Raw genomic sequence first — 23640 nt, 5'->3', positions numbered from 1 at the left:
ATATTAATCTTTATATTCTTTATTGATTTCAGAAACAATGCTGTTCATATTACCGATGCATTTATCGTATTGGCTGATAATGCTTCTCACCTGCGTAAGGTCGTAACTCATATTATATACTTCCTCACTCGAGAAAAGATCAAGGTAATTGTTTCCCTGATCGCTCTTTCTACGGAGGTTTTTGATGAAAAACTCATCCAGTGCTGATTTTTTCTTAGAATAGTAATTGGTATACAATACAAGTGTAGGGATGTTTTCCTGATAAAGATCCATCATCTCGTTTTGAATTTTGAGGTGCTCAATATCACCGATTTTTCCCGACGATTTAAATCCTTCAAACCTTCCGTTATTTGGTAAAAGTCCGGTTTCGTTAAACAGGTAATTATTATATTTTTTAATGGTATCTGCATCCGCTCTTTGTCCCATTTTTAGCCCTCGTATGTAATTAAATGCTTCTTTGCTCTTTAAAAACATCTCTCTGTCTGCTTTCATTTCTTTAAGGTCGTTCTGGAAATCATTTTCCATTCCTAACAAAAAGTTTTTTACATCCTGCGTTTTGTGTGCGTGTTCGCTCTGGCCATGAAGCCATATAGAAAGGCTTACTGCAAATACGATAATGAAGATTTCGAGAACAAATTCTTTTGTCTTATGCCAAAAAGTATGCTCTTTGCTATTCCAGATTTTATATATTTTTTTTGTGTGTTTGATTACTTCCTGATCCGCCATGAGTTAAAAGGTGTAAGAGCCTGTGATGATTTGATTTAAAGGTTTTTGGTTTAAAAAACGACCAGATTATTGGCATAATGCAATCGTTAATGCTGTGAGGAGCGAATTTTATCTTTGCAGTTTGTTTTTTGCCATGAAAGCCAGTTATTGAATCTGTTTTCCGCTTTAAATGAAGCAAGAATAGGAGAAACGTTAATTGGAGCTTCATAATTATGATCGTATTTCAAAGTTAATATAAACTATGGATTTGATTTATTTTTCCTTCAAAATGTTACAGTTTATCGCAGCCATCACCTATGACAGATTCTTCGGTGTGGTGATCTATTTACCTGTTCGCATATCACGTATGGTGTAAAATTATTCAATAAACCTGTTTCCCGTTGTTTGTCCAAAGATCACCAATACATCAAATGATTTTATAAATCCGCGCAGGTCAGGGCTAACTTTTAATTTCCCTTCAGCAATAGCTTCCCGCAATGGTCTGAGGTCAAAAAAAGCCCATTCATTTCCCTTTACCTGGCTGTAAAACGGAGTGAACATATCCAGGTCTTTGTCTGTTGAAACATCGTATGGTTTTATGGCAAGACTATTATCCATAGGTGCCATTTGATTATAAGTTCCTGTTTTTCCAAAAATGAGGATATGCAATGATTGCTTACCGCTTGCCCCGGCCAGGTTATCAGCAAGGTTTCCTACCTCAAAAAAACCTTTCAAATCATTGGTTCTGCTTACATGGTTGGCACCAAATTTAAAGAGCAGTTTAGGAATATCGATGGCATCTTTAGTGATGTAGGGTGCAAGGTAATTGAGCAGATTTTTCTTCATCAGGTCGGTTCTTGCCTCGTAACTGGTGTTGGCAAAAATGGGAAGGCTTGATTTCAGATCACGAAGCATTTTTTTACTCGCATCACTTTCATTGCTAAAAGATCGTAATAATGAATCAACCATTGATGTTTTGAGCTGATAGGCGATAAAGTCGCTATAACGATCAATATTTTTATAGATTGACCTGTCGTGGTTAGCATACGCTATGGCCTTGTTGTGCGCCAGTTGTTTATTGGCAGGTGATTTTGCTTTTCCAGCCAGTGTATTGAAAAATGTGCCCAGTGATAAAAAATTGATTTCGTTCAGTCCCCAGATGTCCGTTTTTGCGAGGACCATCTGTCGTGCCAGTTCCATTTCTGTTTCATAACTGTAAAAAGCAAGGCCATAAGGATGCTGTTTAAAATAATTACTATAAGCAGGTGGATTTTGGCTGACTTTTTTTACCTGTTCTGCCGTATAGGGGTCAATTTCGACTACCAATGCCTTTGGTTTAAATACTTCAGCAAGTTTCATGGTAAATACTGGTATTTCTGCCTCGCCATGCTGTTCGCCGATAAGAATAACCTGTGCCTTTTTGATTTCTGCTTTTAAACTGTCCCAACCTTCTCCCTTAAAGCCTTTTGTTTCGTAGTAGAATAGTCGTTTATGGATTAAGCTATCTAGTTTCGGGTTACTCGTATTTTGGGCTGAAACAGATATTACGCAAACGGAAAAAAAGAAAAATGCGCGTAAAAACTTATAGTCCATTCGTTTTGATATAATGGTGAGCATTGATGATGGTTGAAATTTGGTTATGAAAAAAAATCAATTGTAATGAGGGATGAAATTGTTGGAAGGGTAATTTTTCAAATATCTTTTCAATGCAAAATCAAACAGGTTCAATTGGTGAAATTAATCCTTTTAAAGGGAATAAACAGATTAATTATATTAATATTTTTAGTTTTTTCATCGCATGGGTTATCAACTTATTTTTTTTTCAGAATTTTCGTAATTAGACAGTATGTTGATGAATTTTTATTACATCACGATCGAAATAACACTGCATTTTGCCGAAATGGTAACAAAAGCCTGCTTATTTAAGATCGTTTGTTCTGATTAATCTTTTTTTAAAGTTTTATTAATCTACCCGGGATAAGTTTGGGGCCATAACGCTAACCAAATAGATGCTATTGTATATTTTTTTTTCGAATGAATGCCAGGCATGATACCTCAAAACAATTAACTAAAAATTTTAAACCATTATCTTTATATGAAAAAGTATCTTACCATCATCCTGTTAATAACTGCCGGTATTTCCTTTTGCAAGGCGCAAAACAGACACCAGAAACAAACAGCTTATCCAAGCTATAAACACCTGATTATGGCCGGTTACCAGGGCTGGTTCAGGGCTGAGGGAGATGGTTCATCATCCAAACACTATGCTTATGGAAACGAAGATAAAACGGGGATTGATATGTGGCCTGATGTAACCGAGTATGCCAAAACCTATCCAACACCATTTACATTGGCCAGCGGAGAGAAGGCCCTTTTTTTTAGTTCCTATGATAAAAGCACAGTAGACCTTCATTTTAAATGGATGCAGGATTATGGGGTTGATGGCGTTTTTATGCAACGTTTTTTTAGCAATGCCAAAGAGAAGGTCCGAAAAGGGGATGGTGCACTGATTTTAAAAAATGCTTCGGAAGCCGCTTCTAAATATAAACGGGCCATCGCAGTAATGTACGATCTTTCCGGATTGGCGGCGAAAGATGAAGATTGTTCGGCCATTATTGAAGACTGGAAATACCTGGTTGACGAGTTGAAATTGACGAACCCGAAAGGGCTCAATACTTACTTACAACATCATGGAAAACCGATTGTGGCCATCTGGGGCGTGGGTTTTCCAGACCGGCCGTACAATATCCGCAATATCGGGATAGAGCGCCTGATCGATTTTTTGAAAAACGACCCTGTATACGGAGGTTGTGCGGTAATGCTGGGTGTTCCCAATTCGTGGCGCGAACTGAAAGGCGATTGCATCAGCGATCCTTACCTCCATGAGCTGATTGCCAAATCCGATATTGTTTTGCCATGGTCGGTACAACGTTATACGCCATTGCTCCACAACGATATGGACCGTTTTAGGGATGATTTGATGGATGATATGAAATGGTGCCGTGCTCACCATATTGATTATGTACCATGTGTAACGCCGGGATTTAGCTGGCATAATTTAAGCAGATATGAATTTCCTGATGATGTTAAACCAGTAGGTTCAATCCCAAGGCAGGGTGGACGTTTTTATTGGCAACAGATTTCGACTGCTTTACTTAGCGGTGCAGATATGCTTTATGTGGCAATGTTTGATGAGGTAAATGAAGCAACTGCTATTTTTAAGGCAACAGATAAACCACCGTTGAGCACAAAAACTTCATTTATCGGCATGGATGGTATGCCCTCCGATCATTATTTATGGTTAACAGGTGAGGCTGCAAAAATGTTGCGTGCGGAAAAACCCCTCACGGTTAAAATGCCTCTGCGGAAATAAGGGAAACACAAAATCCTGAAATTTTCCCTGGAAAACACATTATCGCAATAAACAATTAAACCAGCGGATATATAAATTGATGATAAACAAAAGGCCTGTGAAATTGCTTCACAGGCCTTTGTGTTTTTATACGCGCCTTAAAAGATGTTTTTTAAAGAAACAGATGAATCAGTTAAGGACATTTGGTAAAACCAAAGCCTGCATTTTGCGGACATAGATTAGCGGCCGCATTCCAATTGGCAAACTTTGGATGGCTTAACATATCTGCCGGGATATTTCCGGTGAAATTATTGAGCTTTAATTCCAATGAAGTCAGGTTGGGCATTTTGCTGAAAACATTCTCCGGTATAGGCCCTGTAAAGTTTGAAGTATGCATTTGAAGCAGGTTTAACGTAGTCAGATTGGCAAATTCTACAGGAATGGTTCCCGTTAAACCAGATCGGCTCAGGGTTAAACTGGTCAGTTTTCTCAGGTTGCCCATTGATGGCGGGATCGTACCGGTTAGCTGCTGGTTGTTGTTGTTCATATCAATTAAGATCAGTTCGCTTAAATAACCTATAGCAGGTGGTATCGGGCCTTTAAGGTTTCTCGCTGCCAGGTTTATCCTGGTTACCCGATCTACACCATTCACTTTAGCTACCGTTATACCGTTCCAGTTTGTCGTTACTGTGGCTTCCTCTAATGGAGCATTAATGTTCCATTTCGTACCCGACCAGTTGGCGCCGCCCATTTTCTCATATATGGCGATCAGCACTTGTCTGTCGAGTTCTGTTCCAATCGCAATTCCCGTCTGTTTTACCTGGATAACAACATTTATAAGGCCATAGCTAATGGTAATGGTTCCACTGAGGTCAACAAAATTATTTTTAACCGTTAATACCGTTAACTTATTTCCATCCCGCTGAACAGTAAACCAGGTTGTTGTCGGGCTGATGGTGTAGGTCCATTGTTGATTGGTTTCAATGGTAATCACTTCATTACCCCCATCACGGCTAAATTGAAGGTTCTTTTTATCTACATCGAATTCAATCGTTCCTTTTTGGGTAACGGTGATGGATTTATTAAAAACAGGCGATTCTGCATTGATGATTACCACTGCGGTACGCTCACCAGCCTGAGGATTAGCTGTTGCGATTAGCTTTACCTCACCACCTTTTACCTCCCAGCTTAACCAGTCTGCATCAGAGCTAAGCGACCAGTTCATATTACTGTTGATGGTGACAATGCCGTTGTCTGCCGGATTATTAAGTTTTAGTGTAGGCTTGTCTACAATAATGGTTGGGGTGTTTCCATGTTGTTTAACCACAACAATCTTGCTCAGGAGTTTATCTGCACTGGTCACTTTTATTTTGGCTACTCTTTCGTACAAACTCTGGTTTTCTTCCATGGTGAGCTCTACCTGGCCTCCCTTTTTTGCTACGCTGATCCAGCTTTGCGTGGTCAGGGTTTCTATGTCCCATTCGCTGTTATCAGAGATAGAAACAGCGAAATTGCCTGTTTTATTTGTGTTTAAATATTCATACACATCTCTTTCGATGATCAGGGTGGGTTTAACAGGTGCCTGGTTTTTATCTTTTGAACAATTGGTGAGGACAATCATTAGCATTGCCAAACCGGATATCAATGTTCTTTTCATATTTTCTTATCAAACTAATTGAATAGGGTTAATTGGGCCAAAGGCTTATTTTACTTTAAACTCATCGCGTACAATGTCCAGGTATTTTGTACCATAACCTTCGCCGTAATCTGATGCGGTCGGCTCTATCTGCGAATCCCATTGCCAGTTGTTAAACGATTCTACAAGTACCATACGGTTGTTGCCCAGGTTCATTTTTGCCACATTGCAGCGTTCCCTAAATTCTGCTTCTTTTTTTCTCACTGCAGGGTAGTTATAGTCGGGCGTGGCATTGTTTATATTGGCTGTATAGGATGGAGAAACCGATGGAATAAAATCAATGCCGAAATTTTTGGATAAGTATTCTTTATTCAGCTTATAATTTTCGTTAATCAAACGGTTTAGCAGATACATTCTGTCCCAACCTGTTACGCCGCTGCCCACATTACACATATTATCCATGGTAACTGCATCAGCCTTGCCTTGTGTAAAGAAATACTCAAAACGTGCAGATGGGGTCCACTGTGGCTGCCGGGCAATGATATATACATCTTTTCCGGTCTGTTCCTTTATCACCTTACGGATATTGTCGTATACTTTTTTACTGTCCTGCGTGTACAATCTGTCTGCACCCAAAAACACCAGTACCGGCTTCCCCTGAAAATGGTAATAGGTTTCATCTTTAAAATAAAGCGAAATGCGTCTCAGAAAACTATAAAGCCGTTCTTCGCGACTCACTGATATGTTTTGCCCGTTGATGTTGTATACAGTAGCCGGGGCAGTTTCAAGCAATAGGTTATTACTTAAGCCGCTGCTGAAGTTATTGATATCAACCGACATGGCATATTTCATTTCGCCCATGTTTACCGATGGAAGGTTGAAATTATGTTCGGCCAGCATATTGATGGTTAATGAATCCGTACCGTTAAGGTTATTGGGAAACATGGCACCGGCATTTTCTTTCATTGCAGGGCTGATTAAAAAGTCGATTTTGGCTGATTTAGCCCATTCTACGATTTTTGACATATTCAACGCCCCGGCTTCTGTTGGCCTTAGCTCATAACGGCCTAGTTCAGGCCTTACATAAGGACCTATTTTTCCGGCAGCTGCATCATGTTTTTCGGTTATCCTGGTCCATTTGATCTCATCAGTGATCAATATCCCTGAGGGTTCATAAATGTAGGCGCCCACCGGTATGTTACTGGTTACCGGTACCTTTGGGATCTCATAATTTAAAGGATAATCGTCTATTGATGGGCCTGTATCTTTTTTACAGGAAATGGCCAGTGTTGCTAATAACAATCCCATTACCGGGATTTTGATCATTATTTTCTTCATGATTATTGCTATATGGATAATCTTTTTCATTTTATTTAGGGATGTAGGTAATCAGAAGCTGTCTGAATGAATAATCAAAAGCTTTCGTCAGGGCCAGGTTGTCGTTCGGTTCTCCGGTCATGCTTTTTGCAGTTGCTACAACCTCTTCATAGGTTTTGCCGTATTTTTTATTGAAATATTCACAGTTTGGCCTGATGCGTTTAGTACCGCCATAAAGCTGTTCTGCAAAAATGAGGTCGGGGTTCAGTTTTGCAAATCCAAGGGTAGTGTAAACATTGTCTCCCCATCTGTCGCCTCTGTAAAAAGGACTCGCTGCTTTTAGGTTTTCAATGCCTTTATAATAGGCTTCCCGGTTTTTACTCTGTTCTACAATGGGATATACAAAACGTTCTGTCCAGTAATTATAGGCTGAGTTGTACCCTTCTACATCGCTGGCACCGCCATTGGCAAAAAATGGAGGGAAACGTAATACACGCGTTCTGCGTTCCAGGTTCCAGCCTTCAAGCGCATTTAAATAATCGGCGATGTATCTTTGTTTATAAATCTGCTCCAGGTGATTATCTTTACCTCCTTTGCCCCGGATATTAGCACGATAGAGTAACCTTCTATCTGCATAACCCTTTCCATCGGTATTCCATTTTACTCCATTCTGGGCAAGATATTCATCTGCACCACCCAGGTTATATTGCGCAAAAGAGGCCCGCACGCCCGATTCATAATTTTGCATGGCCTTCGCCTCTGAGCCAAAAAGCATTTCAGCTTCGGCTTTAAGAAAATAACTGTCGGCCCAGTTTAGCAGGATCATATTGGCATTCTCTTTTACAAAATCGGTATGTACAAAAGAGAGGTTGTAAGGGCTGTTCCTGCTCGCCAAGGGGTCGTTATAACGAAAGTCCTTCCCCGGTATAAACGCCCATTCCCAGCCAGCTGCCAGGCTGTTCAGTTCAGTAAGTGGTACATAGGGCATAGAATAATCAACCAGCACAGAATCGCTTCTTAAGTTATTCAATCCATCAGCCTGGTGCAGTACAAAATTAGGGCATTCTGTTTTTGTGCAAAAGTTGAGGTGTTTTCTGGTTAGTGTATCGGTATATAGAAAAGGTTTTACTTTTATCGGCGAAAGCTGGTTACCTTTCAGGCTATAGGCGCCCAGCCGGGGATCTTTGTAAGAAAAAAGGTAAATCGCAAAATATTCTCCCAGCGCAGGGTAGGTCATCTCGCTGAAATTGGTTGCATTTTTAATAAACCTGGTATAATAATACGATGCACTCATGGATTCGTCTGATCCCCATTGCAGTTTAACCATGTCATCAAGAGAAGAAATTAGTTTAGCATCATCAGCCATTGCTTCAGCAGCATGTGTTCTGGCTAAATCCATTGATAAGTTCTGTGCATGCAGGGCAATATTCAGGCGAAGGGTATTGGTAAATTTCTGCCATTTTAAAATGTCCGACTTTCCGAAAGCACTTCCGCCAAAAACAGGATCACGCATTAAAAGGTCATTTGGATAAGCAGATGATACTTTATACATCGCACTTGCATCTTTCAGGTCTTTGAGTATCTGTGTGTAAATTTCCAGTTCGGTATCGTAGGTATATTCCCTTTTACTTTGTTCGCTATCGGCCAGTGCCTGGCTCATGGGGATACTTCCATACATCGATGCCATCATATAAAACAGGTACGATTTCCAGGTTTTAACCATGGCCAAACGGTTGGCAAATTCTGGTTTGCCTGCGTATTCTTTTTCCATTTTAAGCACATCACGGATAATACCCACATAAAACTGGTTAAAATAGTTATCGCCAATATCCTGCGAGGGGTTAGTGGCAAAGCCAACCACGGCATACCTGGAAAAATTGATCAGTTTGTTATAATTCAGGTCCTGGATAAGCCTCATCGTACGGGATACTGTCCCAGCGAAAATATCGTTGACATCCACGTTATAAACTTTGTTCTTATTGGTATTAATTTCTTCAAAATCCTTGGTACAACTTTGGAAAGCCGCACAAAGGAAAATGAAAGCGAATAGGTATGTTATTTTTTTCATCGTCGTATTTTTAAAATGATAGTTTGGCATCAAATCCCCAGGTAGACATAGGTAAACTAAATCCACGTTCGAAACCCTGTGCATTACCAGTTGTAGAAGTAGCTTGCGGATCGAGGCCTTTTGGTGTATTTTGGAATAATATGGCGAGGTTTCTTCCTACAAGGGCAACACGGGCACTTTTTATCGGTGTCTTTTTAAACCAGGTGCTTTTTAGGCTGTACCCAACGGTAACTTCACGTAATTTGATATAAGAAGCATCGTAGATGTACCTGGCCGCGCTCGAAGCACTGTTGTGGGTCCAGTGATCCATTGGAGATACCCATGCCATTGAAGGTTTATCTGCCCAGAAAGCGCCAACTGAAGGATCGTACACGGTATTGCCCAGCTGAACGCCTTTCGGACGGGAACCATCGGGGTAGCGTACATAATTCTGCAGGTAATCGGCGCCGGGTTTAACTGTATTTCCCGGCTGAAGAAATCCCCTGCGTTCATCTGTATTTTCGCCTAAAATCAGCTGTGATATCAGGTCGTCATACCGGCCATCTAAAGATTGTACCGTATTTCCGTCAATACCGCCCCTAAATGCAGTGTAAGACCATACTTTTCCTCCCGACTGGAAATCGAACATAAATCCTACATCAACCGGGCCGATTCTGAAGGTGTTTTGCCATCCTCCAAACCAGTTTGGTTGTATGGAACCTAAATACTGATCGGGGAGGAATTTTGGCTTTCCATCCACACCAACATAAATTGCACCATCGGCATTTCTCTTGTAATCGTTACCGTAAAAAACGCCATAGGGTTTTCCCACTTCGGCATAAAGCCTGATGTTGTCTCCGCTGCCCATCTCATACCTGGTGATACCATCAACCAGCGAAACTACTTCTGATCTGTTTTTAGACCAGTTAAATGTGGTGCTCCAGCTAAATTTTGCTGTTTTAACCGGCGTGATGTTCAGGCTTACTTCTATGCCCGAATTTTGAATTTCCCCTGCATTTAAAATCTCCCTGCGGTATCCGCTGGCTGATATTGCATCGGCTTCTACAATCTGGTTTTTGGTGCTTTTGCTATAATAGGTAACATCAGCATTAACCCTTCCATTCCAGAGTTTTATTTCTGAGCCAAATTCCCAGGAGCGTGTTTGCTCGGGTTTAAGCCTGTCGTTTTTTAACACTTCTTCACCTGTAAAGAAAGGGATCCCTAAAAAGGAACCGTTTTCATTCCGGAAGTACCCGCTATACAGCCTGTCGAAGCCAGTATCATTACCTACCTGGGCAAAAGAGCCTCGAAGTTTCAGGTAGGAAAGTATTTTTTTGTTTATTTTAAAAGCATCTGTCACAACAATGCTGCTCCCTAACGAATAATAGAAATAAGAATTGTTGGCTGAAGGTAGCGTACTCGACCATTCGTTACGGGCGGTGGCCTCTAAAAATGCCCAGTTTTTATAACCTAAATTAGCCATACCAAAAAGCGCCTGTTTGTTTTTTGCTTCAGGTTCTTCCACCGCGCCGATAATGCCTTTTGCATTGGCAAGGCTGTTTAAATCGGGTGTGATGAGCATAAAAGCCCTGGATGACATCCTATCGGCCTTTACGGTTTGTAGTGATGCGCCAAAATTGGAGTTCAGGTTAAAATCGTTGTTGATTTTTTTATTAAAAGAGAGTAAGGCGTTAAAATTGTTGTTTGTAGAGATTCTACTCCATTTGTAATATTCGCCATCTATATCAAAAGGAGTGTAAAGATTGGTAAAATCCCAACCCTTTGATTGCTGTAGATCGGTTGCTGCAGTAAGCCTCAGCCTTAACAGTTGGTTAAGCCTGATGTTTGCCGTCAGGTTTGCATTTAAAAAGTTTTTGCTATCCTGGTTGGATGTTTCGTTTAACAGCCAGTACGGATTTGTAAAGCCGTTAAAATTAAACGGTGTACCACCATTTTGTTTCCAGGGCACAAGTTCTTCGTATGAAGCATCTCTTGGCAGGTTTGCAATTACGTACAATGGGTTTCGGTTAGAGCTGTTGCGAAATCCCCTGTTATCCATATTCTCATAAGTGTACCTGATGTTCGCATCAAGGTCCAGATAGTCTGTAATCTTGGCTGTACTCCTGATGTTAAAGTTGTGCCTGTCGAATAAATTGAATTTTTCAAGGATATCATCAGCACTCTGCCCGGTGTAGGAAAGCCTGAAACTCATGGCATCTGTCAGTTTATCAATAGAAAAACTGTTGGTAATCGCATTAGAGGTTTTATACATGCTCTCGATGGTTCCGGGCTGGGGGATGTATTGTTTTACTTTTCCGTTTCTACCCACAACATCGAATCCCAGCATGGGCATACCCCATGAGCGCTGATCCTGGTTACCCATGTTTGGGTTCCAGATCCCATAAGGGAGATTGGGATCGAAACTCACCCCGTTACCCGAGTTTCCAAAATAATTAATACCTTCTCTTTTAAACTGACCCGTTTGGCCGGCCCCATAGATGTTTTGCAGGGTAGGGAAATTATATAAATTTCCAAGCATCATGTTAAAACCATAGCTGATTCCCAGTCCCTGCTTTCTGCCGGCTTTTTTGGTCGTAATCAAAACCACTCCGTTTGCCGCATCCGATCCGTAAAGCGCGGCGGCATTGGCACCTTTTAGGATCTCTACATTTTCAATCTCATCAGGGCTAATGCTGTTAACAGGACTGCCAAAATCAAGGTCACCATTCTCTCCGGAATTATTCAATACCGGAATACCATCGATTACAAATAAAGGCTGATTGTTTCCCGTAAGGGAATTGTTACCCCTGATGACAACCCTGGTTGAAGCGCCAGGACCACCGCCTGAGACGATTTGCATACCGGCGGCCTTTCCTGATAACATATCAAGCAGACTGCTTCCCCTTGCATCTGTCATAGAGGATACATCGATACTCTGACGGGCGTAAGCAAGTGATTTGGCATCTTGTTTAATGCCCATTGCGGTAATTACCACCTCACTGAGGCTTTTGGTATCATCGAGTAAAATAATCCTTAACTCTGTTTCTGATCTGACAGTGATCTGCTGAGTAACAAAGCCCATATAGCTTACCCTCAGGGTAGTATTAGGAGCGGTAGTAATTTTAAAATTACCATTCTGGTCTGTTAAGGTACTCTTTGCGTTAACTGCACCCACTATACTTATAGAAACGCCCACAATAGGCTGGTTGGTTTTATCCAATACGGCGCCCTTAATGTTAAGCTGCTTGTTTTGGCTATTTGCTGTCATAAAAAAAACAGTAAGCACCAGCAGCAGGTAATATTTATAAAGTTTTATCTTCATTTCATTGGGTTTTAAAAATACTCGGGTTAAAGGGAGCTGTGCTGATGTTGGATATTGTACCCATCAAATCTGTAAAGCATTGATATGGGGTAATCAGGCGGGTTGTTTGCTGCGGTAATCCTGAAGACGCAGGCATAGGTGTAAAGCAGCCATGCCGCTTTAAGATAAATCGTTTAATAATGCTCATGAATTTAGTTTATTTGGTTAAAAGCAGAACTGCCTGTCCGGTTATTTCCAGGATGTTCGGTTGTTGTTAATGTGGTAATTAACGGGCTATCCGCATCAAAATAGTTTGTATAGGTGTTGCCCGGATTGAAAGTATTATTTCATCATACAGTGTTAGGGTTAACAGGTTAAATATTTGGTTAGCTTATCAGGATCAGTGCATCGTTATGCTTTAATCTTTTATAAATTACGTTGCCAACCATTAATGAAATGATAATAAAGCATTAATATATCAGGCCTTGGAGGGTGAAAAAACAGGATTTATGTATTATTTCTGTTTTTGATGCGATTATAAACGCTAAAATCGACCTGCAATTTGATAGTAAACGCGTTGATGGAATGATTTGACCTATAAATATTGTTTTGCTGCCTATGGGAATGGGTAAAAGCAAACTGAATACCAAAAAAGTATAATAATACAATTACTAAATTCAGCTCTCTACAGGCGTTTCTGCAACCAAAAACATGTGTATTCCTGTTTTATCGCTTATTGTGGCCATGTACACTAGGTTAAGGGTTTTTAACCACGGATGTACAAAGATAACCATGGATTTTTTATCTGTGTTTAAATTATACTTCTTATACCGATGACTGAACTGTGAGAAAGAAATGAGCAGGTAGAAATGATATTAATCTATTATTAGGTTTTTATTAATCAGAAGAACAGAATTTAGTAAAGCAGTGCCTATAATAGGCAGGCTGCACTAAACCAAACCAAATATAAACGTTATGAAAAAAATTGTTAGCACAATGTTACTGCTGGCCGCATGTTCTTATGCAAATGCCCAGAAAGTACAGGTTTTAGATCTTTGTGAATCCTTAGGCAAGCAGCCCAACCAATGGTTCAGCAATGGAAGTGTACCAAAATTAAGTGAAGACCGCAAGGAAGGAACTTATGCTGTTAGTGCAAATGGTTATAAAGCAGAAAGGTTGAGAAGAATTTATAGCGAGGCATTTGATACCGGTGTAACCAGGGATAACGGTTACATTGCATTTTCGCTTTTTGTAGAAAAACCTGAATTGTTAAACGGAAACGGACAGATTGCCATTTCAAGCGGCGGCTTGGCAGATAAAGATTCGTATGGTTATGTATTTGGCGGACTAAAAATCGGTTCGATAAAATTGGTTACCGGGTGGAATAATATAATTGTTCCTTTGAGTTTATTTAAAGATGTTCGTGAAACCCCTAATTTATCTGCAATCAATTATTTCAGGATTTTACTTTATAACCAAAATGAAAATACGACCCCTCAGGAAATGAAAATCGATAATATCCGTTTTACCAGCGACAAATCTTTGTTAGAGGCTGTTGTTAAATAACTAAAACCTTATTGCTATTACTTTTGAAAAATACAAACAGCTGAGGATTTTAAATATCCATTAATATTGGGCGCAGCATTCCTATGTTTTCATTCGCAGTGCATGGCCAGTTGGGGGGTAGGGGTTTCAGGACTTTTCCGTTAAATGGACTGAAGTATCTTTATTTCGATCCCGAAGGTTTGGGAAGAAATCTTTTAACTTAGTTTAATGATTTCTTCCCGACTTAACATCGCGACTACACCCCATCCGATGGCTATCGGATAGAAATGACGACTAATTTCACCCTCTGTGATAGATAACTTCTTCTGAAAAGGCAAAAGACAGTATTTTATAGTGTATCCAAAAAATCCAGATATAATGGTACACTTTTTTCAATCCATTCATCAGAAGAATTGTATTCAATATCGTAATAAGCAAAATGTGGCTTGTAATGTGCTTTTACATATTCGAATGATAGTTCGAAAGGGCGAATAAGTTCTGTTAATGGATATTTATATATTCCGTTGGTATTAAGTTCCTGTTCGTTTACACCCAGCGAAATGGCCAGGGCAATTTTCTTCCCCTCCAGTTTATAACCGCTTTTACTGCCATAAGCCCATCCATGGGTTAATACCTCATCCAGCCATTTCTTAAGCATTGCAGGTGCGTTAAACCAATAGTAAGGGAATTGAAACACAATTTTATCATATTGCTCCATTAACTTTTGCTCTGCAATTACATCGATTTTTTCATCAGGGTAAGCCTGATATAATTGATGAATATGAAACTGATCAGGGAATTTACGGAGTTCCTCCACCCATCTCTTGTTAACAATAGAATTTTTCATATCCGGATGGGTAACTATTACGAGTGTTTTCATGATAATGCTTTTAAAATTACGATGCAAAATTAAAACAGGTTACCTAAAAAATGTACATTAGCAACCAATTGTAGGGTACTATAAAAAATGTAAGTAATGTCTAAAATCAAAGAAACCTCCACAAATTTCGCTAATAAGCAAGCATTGGCAGATGAATGTCCGGAAGTGTATGCAGCCCATATTATCGGCGGACAATGGGCCATTGTAATCTGCTCCTGGTTAATTAACGGAAAACTCAGGTTCGGTGAACTTAAAAAGCTCCTTCCTAACATTACCGAAAGGATGCTGACCCTGCAATTGCGTAAGCTTGCAGAGAATAAAATTATTACCCGCACCGTTTATGCAGAAGTACCACCAAAAGTAGAATACGAATTAACGCCAATAGGTTATGAACTTAAACCTATTCTAAAACTACTTGAAAGCTGGGGCGAAAAACACAAAACACTGAATTGAAATAACTATCTATTTAATTTCGGCTTGATTTTTTTCGGCCGGATATTATCTTTGTAAATTATTTACAGTTTAATACGGGATGTAGCGTAGCCAGGTATCGCGCCAGCATGGGGTGCTGGAGGTCGGAAGTTCGAATCTTCTCATCCCGACTAAAATTCCGCCAAAATCCTCTAATAAGTTAATATATACCAATCAAAAATTATCCATCTCACGGCATTCAGGTGCAGGATATCGTCCGATTTCTGTTCAAAAACGGGAAAAATCTCATTTTAACTGCTAAAGGCTTTTCAAAACCAAATAGCTAAATTTCCAGAATAACTTCAGGTTTATATCTTTTTTACGATACCCAAAACTTTTTGCATCAAATACTGCTTTTCTAAGTAAAAACAACATCGAAAAACAGTTTCAGACGATAAAGTGATGCAAATAGATACCAGCCGACGCACAATAGGTTTAAATTTTTTAGAAGATAACAGCGCAACAATACGGCTCTGGGCACCTTATGCTTCAAAAGTATGGCTGGTAAGCGATAGATTAACATCTTCTTTGCTGATGGCCGAACAGGAATCAGGTTATTGGTTTATCCGAACCGATGAGATAAAAGCCGGTGATCACTATGGCTTTGAAATGTGGAATGAGAAAAAGAAAGAAAAATATACCTCAAATCCATCAAAAATCTTTGGGGCCGATCCTGCTGCATTATTCTTTGAAAATGGAATCGGGGAGAATTCAACTGCTTTTAATGTTAACAGTTTTAGCTGGACAGATCAGAGTTGGAAAGGACCCGCTCAACAAGACTATATTATTTACGAACTCCACACCGGAACATTTACGCCTGAAGGTATTTTCCAGTCAATTGAGGCTAAACTTGATTATTTGCTCCAGTTAGGTATTACCGCTATCGAAATCATGCCTGTTGCTCAGTTTCCTGGCGAAAGGAACTGGGGCTACGATGGTGTTTTTCCTTTTGCCGTCCAAAATAGCTATGGCGGTCCCGAGGCTTTACAACATTTGGTAAATGCCTGCCATAACAGAGGCCTTGCAGTGATACTGGATGTGGTTTATAATCACATGGGACCAGAAGGTAATTATTTTAACGATTTCGGCCCATATTTTACCAATCAGCACCATACACCATGGGGGCAGGCCATTAATTTTGATGATGCAGATTCAGATCCTGTCCGTCATTATTTTATTGAAAATGTTTTGATGTGGTTCAGGGATTTTCATATAGATGCCCTCAGGCTCGATGCTGTACATGCCATCAAAGATTTTGGAGCTGTGCATATCCTCGCCGAAATTAAAAAATACACCGATCGGCTTTCTGTCTCAACTGACAGAGTTCACCACCTTTTTGTAGAACTTGATCTGAATGATAACCGTTACATCAATCATTTAAATAAAGGGGGCTATGGTATGGATGGACAATGGATTGATGAATTTCATCATGCCTTACGTGTAACAGCCGGACAAGAAAAGAATGGTTATTATGCGGATTTTAATGGAATAGAACACCTGGCTAAATCATACGAAACCGCTTATGTATATGATGGGCAATACTCACCACACCGGCGAAAAACATTTGGAACGGCAGCTAAAGGCAATAACGGCGAACAGTTTATTGTTTTCTCTCAAAACCACGATCAGGTAGGTAACCGGATGCTTGGCGAAAGAACCAGCAGCTTAATGAGTTTCGAAATGTTGAAACTTCTTGCTGGCGCAGTTTTCTGCAGTCCATATTTGCCGCTTATTTTTATGGGCGAAGAGTACGGGGAAGAAAATCCCTTCCAGTTTTTTATCAGTCATACCGATAAACAATTGGTAGAAGCAGTTAGAAAAGGCAGGAAAGCCGAATTTAAGGCCTTCCATCATGCCGCAGATACACCCGACCCGCAAAGTGAGGCAACTTTTAATCGCTCCAAACTGAATTGGGATAGTTTAAATGAGCCCAAACAAAAAACATTATTAACTTATTATAAAACCTTAATTGCGCTAAGAAAAAACAATCATACATTAAACAATTTAAACCGTCACCAGGTAAAAGCAGAAGCCATAAAGGAACAAAATTGTTTAATCCTGAACCGATGGCACGATAAGCAAAAAATTACCAGTTTAATGAACTTTTCCGCTCAGGAACAGCAGCTTTCTTTACCAAATTTATCCAACTGGCAAGTTTTGCTCCATTCAGCAGATGTACAATGGGGAGGAGCAAATAAAGAAATGCCATCATTTTCTGATCAGGGGCTGATTACCATTAAGCCCGAATCTATTTTAATTTTTACAAGCGACCATGTATAAACCCCAATCTACCTACCGTATCCAGTTTAATCACGAATTCAACTTTAAGTCGCTTGATCTGATCATTCCCTACCTTAAAAAATTAGGGATAGAAACCCTGTATGCTTCACCTATTTTCGAAGCATCACCCGGAAGTACCCACGGCTATGATGTTGTTAATCCTTTAAAAATCAATCCCGAAATTGGAACAGAAAAAGAGCTGTTTGCGATTCATAAAAAGCTGAAAGCTGCAGGAATAAGCTGGTTGCAGGATATTGTGCCCAACCACATGGCTTTCCATCACAACAATACCTGGCTGATGGATGTGCTGAGAAATGGCAAAAAGTCTAAATATGCTGCCTTTTTTGATATCGATTTTACCGGGAAATTAATGGTTCCTTTTTTGGGTGCGGATTTAGAAACTGTCATTTCCAATTCAGCCATAATAGTGCTTAAAACAACCCGGGATTATGCCTTAAGTTATGGCGAAAGCAATTGGCCAATCAATCTTGAAGGTTTAAAATTCATTCAAAAACATCAGCCGGATGAGATCAATAAAAACCCCGATCTTTTAACAAACCTGATCGGTTTACAGCATTATCGCCTTTGTAACTGGCAGGAAACCGATTCAAAGATCAATTACAGACGGTTTTTTACAGTTAACAGCCTGATTTGTTTAAATATTCAGCATCCCGAAGTTTTCGAAACCTACCATCAATACATTTTTAAACTAGTAGAAAAGGGAATATTTCAGGGTTTAAGGATCGATCATATTGACGGGCTTTACGATCCTGAAGCTTACCTCAATCGGTTAAGAAAACAGGTAGGTAATAATGTGTATGTAGTGGTAGAGAAGATTTTGGCCGAAAAAGAACAAATGCCAGCCGAATGGGAAGCACAGGGAAATACCGGTTACGATTTTCTGGCCATGAGCAATAACCTGTTTACCAATAAAGAAGCTAAAAAACCATTTAATCAACTTTATCAGGAGGTAACGGGTAAAAAGCTTGATGCAGAAAAATTGGTGCACGAAAAGAAAACGGCTATACTTTATGGGCACATGCATGGAGAACTGGATAACCTTTTTAACCTGTTGATCAATTCAGATTTAATAGCTAAAAAACAGATACTTGCTATTGGCGGTGAAAAAATAAAGCAGGCACTCGGCGAAATGCTGATCCGGATGCCTGTTTACCGTTACTACCATTATCATTTCCCCTTAGCTCCGGAAGATTCATCAAAACTTCAGGCGTTATTGCTTCCGATCATTGCCAATACCAGATTAAGCGGGGCAGGTAAACTGCTGGAAGAGGTTTTGCTGGTTAATCCACACAAAAAAGATAAAATTTATTGTCAAAAACTGCAGGCTTTTTACCAGCGTTGCATGCAGTTTACCGGGCCATTAATGGCTAAGGGAGTAGAAGATACGCTGATGTTTACCTATAACCGTTTTGTTGGGCACAGCGAGGTTGGTGATGCTGCAGATGCCTTTGGCTTAAGCGTTGAAGAATTTCATCAAAACATGCTTCAAAGACAGGTAAACTGGCCGTTATCGATAAATGCAAGTTCCACACACGATACCAAAAAAGGAGAAGATGTGCGCGCCAGGTTAAATGTGCTCAGCGATATCCCAGACCGCTGGATTAAGGTTGTTCGTGAACTGTTAAAGTTAACCGCTTCCCTGCAGGAAAAAACTCCATCATTTAAATGGTTGCATCAGAATGATATTTACCTGATCATGCAAACCATTTTGGGCGCACTAACCATGCCAGGTGAAGAAGAGGATGATATTGATGACCGATTGGGACAATACATAGAAAAGGCACTGCGAGAGGCTAAAAAACGTTCAGACTGGGCTGAGCCTGATGAGGATTATGAAAATAAATTGAAGGAATTTGCCCGGCTATTGATTAATCCCGAAGGTAAAGGCTATCAAATATTAACTTCCTTTTTAGCAGAGATAGCTGATTTTGCCATTGTAAACAGTTTATCCCAGTTGCTGCTAAAATTTACCTGTCCCGGTATTCCTGATATTTACCAGGGCACAGCGCTTTGGGATTTAAGCCTGGTTGATCCTGATAACCGCAGGCCGGTAGATTACCAGAAAAGAGCAGGTTTTATAAACGAGTTGCAAAACTCAACACTTAAAAGCCTTTGGCAGGAGCGTTATTCAGGTAAAATAAAACTATGGCTCACCAAAACATTGCTAAACGTTAGGAAAGAATACCACCAGGTTTTTGAAAATGGAGATTATATACCTTTAACCCTTAAAGGTAAATACCATAAAAATGTTTTTGCTTTCGCCCGCAAACTGGATCATCAATGGCTTATAGTGGCTGTTCCATTGGGTTTGGCATCACTCACTGATTCTATTGCCGATAAAACATTTGATTGGCTGGATACAGGAATTTTACTACCTAAGAATGCCCCGGGTAGCTGGCGCAATTTGTTATCAGATCAGACAGCGGCAAAAGACTTTTTAGATGAAGGTATTCAGATCAGTCAATTGTTTACCGAAATTCCTTTGGCCGTAATTGCACTCCAATCTAAAAAGCCTGAGCGATCAGCAGGTATTTTAATGCACATTACCGCTCTACCATCCGCGTTTGGAATTGGCGACCTTGGACCTGCTGCCAAACAATTTGTCGATTTTCTTTCTGATACCCGGCAACGTTACTGGCAAATTTTACCACTTAATCCAACAAAGGCAGAAAATGGACATTCGCCTTACTCCAGCAATTCGGCCATGGCAGGCAATATATTATTGATCAGTCCCGAATACTTAGCCGAAGATAAACTCCTTACTGAAAATGAATTGGAGTACAGAATGCTTCCTTTTAATGATCAGGTGGATTTTAAAGTGGTTGAGCAATCTAAAGCTGAATTATTATATCAGGCCTATCAACGTTTTTTAAAAACTAGTGATACAGCTTTGCAAAAGCAGTATCAGGATTTCTGTAAAAGAGAAAAAGACTGGCTTAATGATTTTGCGGTTTATGTAGCCATCAAGCACCATCACCAGCATTTAGAATGGTACCATTGGCCTGATGCTTACAAGAAAAACGACAATAAAACCATTGCTGGCTTTATCAAAGCCAATGCAAAAGAGATCGATGAAATTAAATGGCAACAATTTGTTTTTTACAGGCAATGGATACAGTTAAAACAATATGCCAACAACAAAGGGGTGGAGATTATTGGCGATCTTCCTTTTTATGTAGACCGAGATTCTGTTGAAGTTTGGGCAAATCCAGAACTTTTTAAACTTGATGCAGATCTAAATCCTGAAAAAGTTGCGGGTGTTCCGCCCGATTATTTTAACGAAAAGGGGCAGCTTTGGGGTATGCCGGTTTTTAACTGGGAAAATATGAAAGCTGCGGGATATACCTGGTGGATCAAACGCCTGAAGAAAAATACAGAACTTTTTGATCTGCTCCGCCTGGATCATTTCAGGGCTTTTGCTTCCTATTGGGAAATTCCGGCAGGAGACGAGGACGCTACAGGTGGTAAATGGGTGAATGGACCAGGAAAACATTTTTTTAAAACCATTAAAAACGAATTAGGTACCATGCCCTTTATTGCCGAAGACCTGGGGGAGATTTCTGAAGACGTTGAAGGTTTACGTAATATACTTGGGTTTCCCGGGATGAAAGTGCTTCAGTTCTCATTTGGAGATGATCTCCTGGTTTCACCCCACATTCCACATAATTTCGATACGGTTAATACCATTGTATATAGTGGTACGCATGATAATAACACCATTATAGGTTGGTTTCAAAATGAAATGAACGCTAAGGCTAAAGAAAGGTTAAACCTTTACTCAGGCATTAACGTAAACGAAAAGAATGTAAATGGAGTAATTCTGAGAATGGCTTATGCTTCTATTGCTAAAACGGCTATTCTACCTGTTCAGGATATTTTAAGCCTGGGCGAAGATGCCAGGATGAATACGCCAGGCAGCATAAACCATAACTGGTTGTGGCGTTTAAAACCCGGAATATTAAATCTGTTGATAAAAAAGTGGCTTAAAAAACAGACAGAGATGTATGGTAGAGGTATTTAAATGATAGCATGAAAAGGGTAGAGCAGGCTCAGTTTTAGGATAAGAACAAAAAAAATCAGTAAAAAAGGGTAAAAACGCCTTTCTTTTGCATCCAGATATTGTTTTTTAATAGAATTGTTTAGTTTTGCGGCCCGTGATTTGCATACGGAAAGAAAATAAAATGATAACCAGGATCGTAAAAGATCCCAATTAAAAACAATTATGGACAAATTCAAACAAGTACAGGAAGTTATCGCTTCAGTTGAAGCTGATGTAGCTAAATTTTATGATGGTGGTAACGCTGCAGCAGGTACACGTGTACGTAAAGCAATGCAAGATTTAAAAGTATTGGCTCAAGAGATCAGAGCTGAGGTTACTGATAAGAAAAATACTGCAAAATAATTGAACCGCATTTTAGCATATAAAGCTCCTGGTATATACCGGGAGCTTTTTTGTTTAAAGTACGCAGTGGTTCGTATCCTAGCTCACCACTAGTCGCAGCCACAGTTCCCGTGGTTTGTGTCCTCACGCACCACTAGTAGATACAAACAAGGGAAAACCATATCACAATTATCCTTCGCTATTTGTTCCTGTAGATTACACAGGTTAAAACGCAGAATTAATCCCGTGGTTCGTGTCCTCACGCACCACTAGTAATACAAACAAGAGAAAACCATATCACAGTTATACTAAGCTTATATATCTCTCATATGTCTTACATGGTTAAATTATAACTTCGTATTTAAACTTATAATGTCCGCTATCTGTTTCCGCAGATTACACAGATTGAAACGCAGATTTTGATCCCTTAACATGTATCCTGCTCGCCTGTTTTGACTACTGCGGTATCCCAATTGCCAACTTCAAAACCGAAAACTGCATTATGCGATACTTAAAACTGGTAATTCAAAAATACCAACCGAAAATTTTATACCCTTATTGGGAATATTTTTTTGACTAATGTCAATTACAATCACCACTTAAGATAAACGACTATTAAAGGATAGTATTAATTTTGTTGCACATGAATTTGATTGTCTGTCCGTTTATGTAAGTAGGATTTGTTTAACTTGTGATGACTTTAAGCAAAGGAAAGGGCGAACATGAAAATGTTTGCCTTTTTTTGTGCCTTATTGATGCATCTGCGCTTATAATTTATTTACTTTTGCTTCCTTAATTTATTACGGGGTATAAAAATGGCAGAAGCAACAAACGAGCAAATAGCAATAAAGGCAACTTACTTCAGTATCATTGGCAATACCTCTTTAGCGCTGATTAAAGGCGCTGCCGGGATTTTTGGTAATTCGTATGCCCTCATTGCAGATGCCATTGAATCAACAGCAGATATTTTTTCTTCCGCCCTGGTTCTTTTTGGCATTAAATACTCCAGCCGTCCTGCTGATGAAAATCATCCTTATGGCCATGGCAGGGCAGAACCCTTAATCACCTTTTTAGTGGTTGGCTTTTTAATTACTTCAGCCACTATTATTGCTTACGAAAGCATTGAGAATATCCAAACGCCCCATGGCTTGCCTAAGCCCTTTACCCTGTTTATCCTTGGTGCAATTATCATCTGGAAAGAAATTTCCTTCCGCTTGGTGATGAAAAGAAGTAAAGAAACCAATAGTTCTTCCTTAAAGGCAGATGCCTGGCACCATAGGAGCGATGCCATCACCTCAGTTGCGGCCTTTATCGGAATCTCTGTGGCTTTATTTATGGGAAAAGGTTATGAAGCTGCTGATGATTGGTCGGCCCTATTTGCTGCGGGTTTTATCCTTTACAACTGTTACCACATTTTCAGACCAGCCCTGGGCGAAATTATGGACGAAAACCTTTACGAAGATATCATTGAAGAAATCAGAAAGGTTTCAATTACTGTTCAGGGAATTTCAGGTACCGAAAAATGTTTTATCCGTAAATCGGGCATGAAATACCATGTCGACCTGCATGCCCTGGTTGATGGTAATCTTTCCGTTAGGGCAGGGCACGAGCTCGCACATAAACTACAGGATACTTTGCACCATCATATCCCCGAACTTGGCAATATTTTAATCCATATCGAGCCTTCAGGGCATCATGATTAAG

At 39.8% G+C, this 23640-nt stretch carries 14 protein-coding genes and 1 tRNA gene; 8 read left to right on the top strand and 7 right to left on the bottom strand.

Translation table 11 applies throughout. From position 1 onward, the window contains the following. Positions 1–3 precede the first annotated feature (3 nt). Entirely contained in the window at positions 4–726 is a 723-nt protein-coding gene (locus R2R28_RS17665) for a hypothetical protein (protein WP_316827009.1), read from the bottom strand. Between the two features lie 357 nt (positions 727–1083). Then, positions 1084–2322 (bottom strand): hypothetical protein, encoded by a 1239-nt coding sequence (locus R2R28_RS17660; protein WP_316827008.1) that lies wholly within the window; start codon positions 2320–2322, stop codon positions 1084–1086. Positions 2323–2800: 478 nt separating this feature from the next. On the opposite strand from R2R28_RS17660, the gene R2R28_RS17655 reads away from it, so the two are divergent. Further along, positions 2801–4078: a glycoside hydrolase family 71/99-like protein gene (locus tag R2R28_RS17655; protein ID WP_316827007.1), complete on the top strand. Its 1278-nt coding sequence runs from the start codon at positions 2801–2803 to the stop codon at positions 4076–4078. Between the two features lie 172 nt (positions 4079–4250). On the opposite strand, the gene R2R28_RS17650 is transcribed toward R2R28_RS17655, so the two are convergent. The 4 genes from R2R28_RS17650 to R2R28_RS17635 are packed head-to-tail and all read right to left on the bottom strand — an operon-like array spanning position 4251 to position 12379. Continuing rightward, positions 4251–5714: a BACON domain-containing protein gene (locus R2R28_RS17650; RefSeq protein WP_316827006.1), complete on the bottom strand. Its 1464-nt coding sequence runs from the start codon at positions 5712–5714 to the stop codon at positions 4251–4253. Positions 5715–5759: 45 nt separating this feature from the next. Then, positions 5760–7061 (bottom strand): glycoside hydrolase family 99-like domain-containing protein, encoded by a 1302-nt coding sequence (locus R2R28_RS17645; RefSeq protein WP_316827005.1) that lies wholly within the window; start codon positions 7059–7061, stop codon positions 5760–5762. A 1-nt stretch (position 7062) separates the two neighbouring features. Further along, positions 7063–9078 (bottom strand): SusD/RagB family nutrient-binding outer membrane lipoprotein, encoded by a 2016-nt coding sequence (locus R2R28_RS17640; protein WP_316827004.1) that lies wholly within the window; start codon positions 9076–9078, stop codon positions 7063–7065. A 10-nt stretch (positions 9079–9088) separates the two neighbouring features. Further along, the gene (locus tag R2R28_RS17635; protein ID WP_316827003.1) at positions 9089–12379 is read right to left on the bottom strand and encodes a SusC/RagA family TonB-linked outer membrane protein; all 3291 of its coding nucleotides are present in this window, start codon (positions 12377–12379) and stop codon (positions 9089–9091) included. 954 nt (positions 12380–13333) lie between these two features. Between R2R28_RS17635 and R2R28_RS17630 the strand changes: the two genes are divergently transcribed. After that, entirely contained in the window at positions 13334–13924 is a 591-nt protein-coding gene (locus tag R2R28_RS17630; protein ID WP_316827002.1) for a hypothetical protein, read from the top strand. A gap of 328 nt (positions 13925–14252) precedes the next feature. Here R2R28_RS17630 and R2R28_RS17625 read toward each other — a convergent pair whose 3' ends face one another. Further along, complete coding sequence (locus R2R28_RS17625; RefSeq protein WP_316827001.1) at positions 14253–14783, bottom strand: NAD(P)H-dependent oxidoreductase; 531 nt, start codon at positions 14781–14783, stop codon at positions 14253–14255. Between the two features lie 96 nt (positions 14784–14879). On the opposite strand from R2R28_RS17625, the gene R2R28_RS17620 reads away from it, so the two are divergent. From R2R28_RS17620 to R2R28_RS17595, 6 genes are all read left to right on the top strand, one after another. Further along, positions 14880–15236, top strand: coding sequence for a helix-turn-helix domain-containing protein (locus R2R28_RS17620; RefSeq protein ID WP_316827000.1), 357 nt, complete (start codon positions 14880–14882; stop codon positions 15234–15236). 75 nt (positions 15237–15311) lie between these two features. Further along, positions 15312–15385: transfer RNA gene (locus R2R28_RS17615), tRNA-Pro, on the top strand. Between the two features lie 271 nt (positions 15386–15656). Further along, a complete protein-coding gene (treZ, locus tag R2R28_RS17610) occupies positions 15657–17534 on the top strand; it encodes a malto-oligosyltrehalose trehalohydrolase (RefSeq protein WP_316826999.1) in 1878 nt (625 codons plus the stop codon). After that, entirely contained in the window at positions 17527–21576 is a 4050-nt protein-coding gene (gene treY / locus R2R28_RS17605) for a malto-oligosyltrehalose synthase (protein WP_316826998.1), read from the top strand. The genes treZ and treY overlap by 8 nt, the downstream gene beginning before the upstream one ends. Positions 21577–21777: 201 nt before the next feature. Continuing rightward, the gene (locus R2R28_RS17600; protein ID WP_025145012.1) at positions 21778–21957 is read left to right on the top strand and encodes a hypothetical protein; all 180 of its coding nucleotides are present in this window, start codon (positions 21778–21780) and stop codon (positions 21955–21957) included. Between the two features lie 794 nt (positions 21958–22751). Next, positions 22752–23639: a cation diffusion facilitator family transporter gene (locus R2R28_RS17595; protein WP_316826997.1), complete on the top strand. Its 888-nt coding sequence runs from the start codon at positions 22752–22754 to the stop codon at positions 23637–23639. The last annotated feature ends 1 nt before the right edge of the window (position 23640 follow it).

The sequence above is a fragment of the Pedobacter miscanthi genome (assembly GCF_032678605.1).
Lineage (GTDB): Bacteria > Bacteroidota > Bacteroidia > Sphingobacteriales > Sphingobacteriaceae > Pedobacter > Pedobacter miscanthi_A.
The sequence above is the reverse complement of the archived record's forward strand: the minus strand, read 5'-3'. Positions and strand labels throughout refer to the sequence as shown.

Excerpts from the sequence above, each read along its gene's own strand:
- R2R28_RS17655 (WP_316827007.1), top strand. The coding sequence starts at position 2,801 with ATGAAAAAGTATCTTACCATCATCCTGTTAATAACTGCCGGTATTTCC.
- R2R28_RS17660 (WP_316827008.1), bottom strand. The coding sequence starts at position 2,322 with ATGCTCACCATTATATCAAAACGAATGGACTATAAGTTTTTACGCGCA.
- R2R28_RS17650 (WP_316827006.1), bottom strand. The coding sequence starts at position 5,714 with ATGAAAAGAACATTGATATCCGGTTTGGCAATGCTAATGATTGTCCTC.
- R2R28_RS17645 (WP_316827005.1), bottom strand. The coding sequence starts at position 7,061 with ATGAAAAAGATTATCCATATAGCAATAATCATGAAGAAAATAATGATC.
- R2R28_RS17635 (WP_316827003.1), bottom strand. The coding sequence starts at position 12,379 with ATGAAGATAAAACTTTATAAATATTACCTGCTGCTGGTGCTTACTGTT.
- treY (WP_316826998.1), top strand. The coding sequence starts at position 17,527 with ATGTATAAACCCCAATCTACCTACCGTATCCAGTTTAATCACGAATTC.
- R2R28_RS17595 (WP_316826997.1), top strand. The coding sequence starts at position 22,752 with ATGGCAGAAGCAACAAACGAGCAAATAGCAATAAAGGCAACTTACTTC.
- R2R28_RS17600 (WP_025145012.1), top strand. The coding sequence starts at position 21,778 with ATGGACAAATTCAAACAAGTACAGGAAGTTATCGCTTCAGTTGAAGCT.
- R2R28_RS17640 (WP_316827004.1), bottom strand. The coding sequence starts at position 9,078 with ATGAAAAAAATAACATACCTATTCGCTTTCATTTTCCTTTGTGCGGCT.
- R2R28_RS17630 (WP_316827002.1), top strand. The coding sequence starts at position 13,334 with ATGAAAAAAATTGTTAGCACAATGTTACTGCTGGCCGCATGTTCTTAT.
- R2R28_RS17620 (WP_316827000.1), top strand. The coding sequence starts at position 14,880 with ATGTCTAAAATCAAAGAAACCTCCACAAATTTCGCTAATAAGCAAGCA.
- R2R28_RS17665 (WP_316827009.1), bottom strand. The coding sequence starts at position 726 with ATGGCGGATCAGGAAGTAATCAAACACACAAAAAAAATATATAAAATC.
- treZ (WP_316826999.1), top strand. The coding sequence starts at position 15,657 with ATGCAAATAGATACCAGCCGACGCACAATAGGTTTAAATTTTTTAGAA.
- R2R28_RS17625 (WP_316827001.1), bottom strand. The coding sequence starts at position 14,783 with ATGAAAACACTCGTAATAGTTACCCATCCGGATATGAAAAATTCTATT.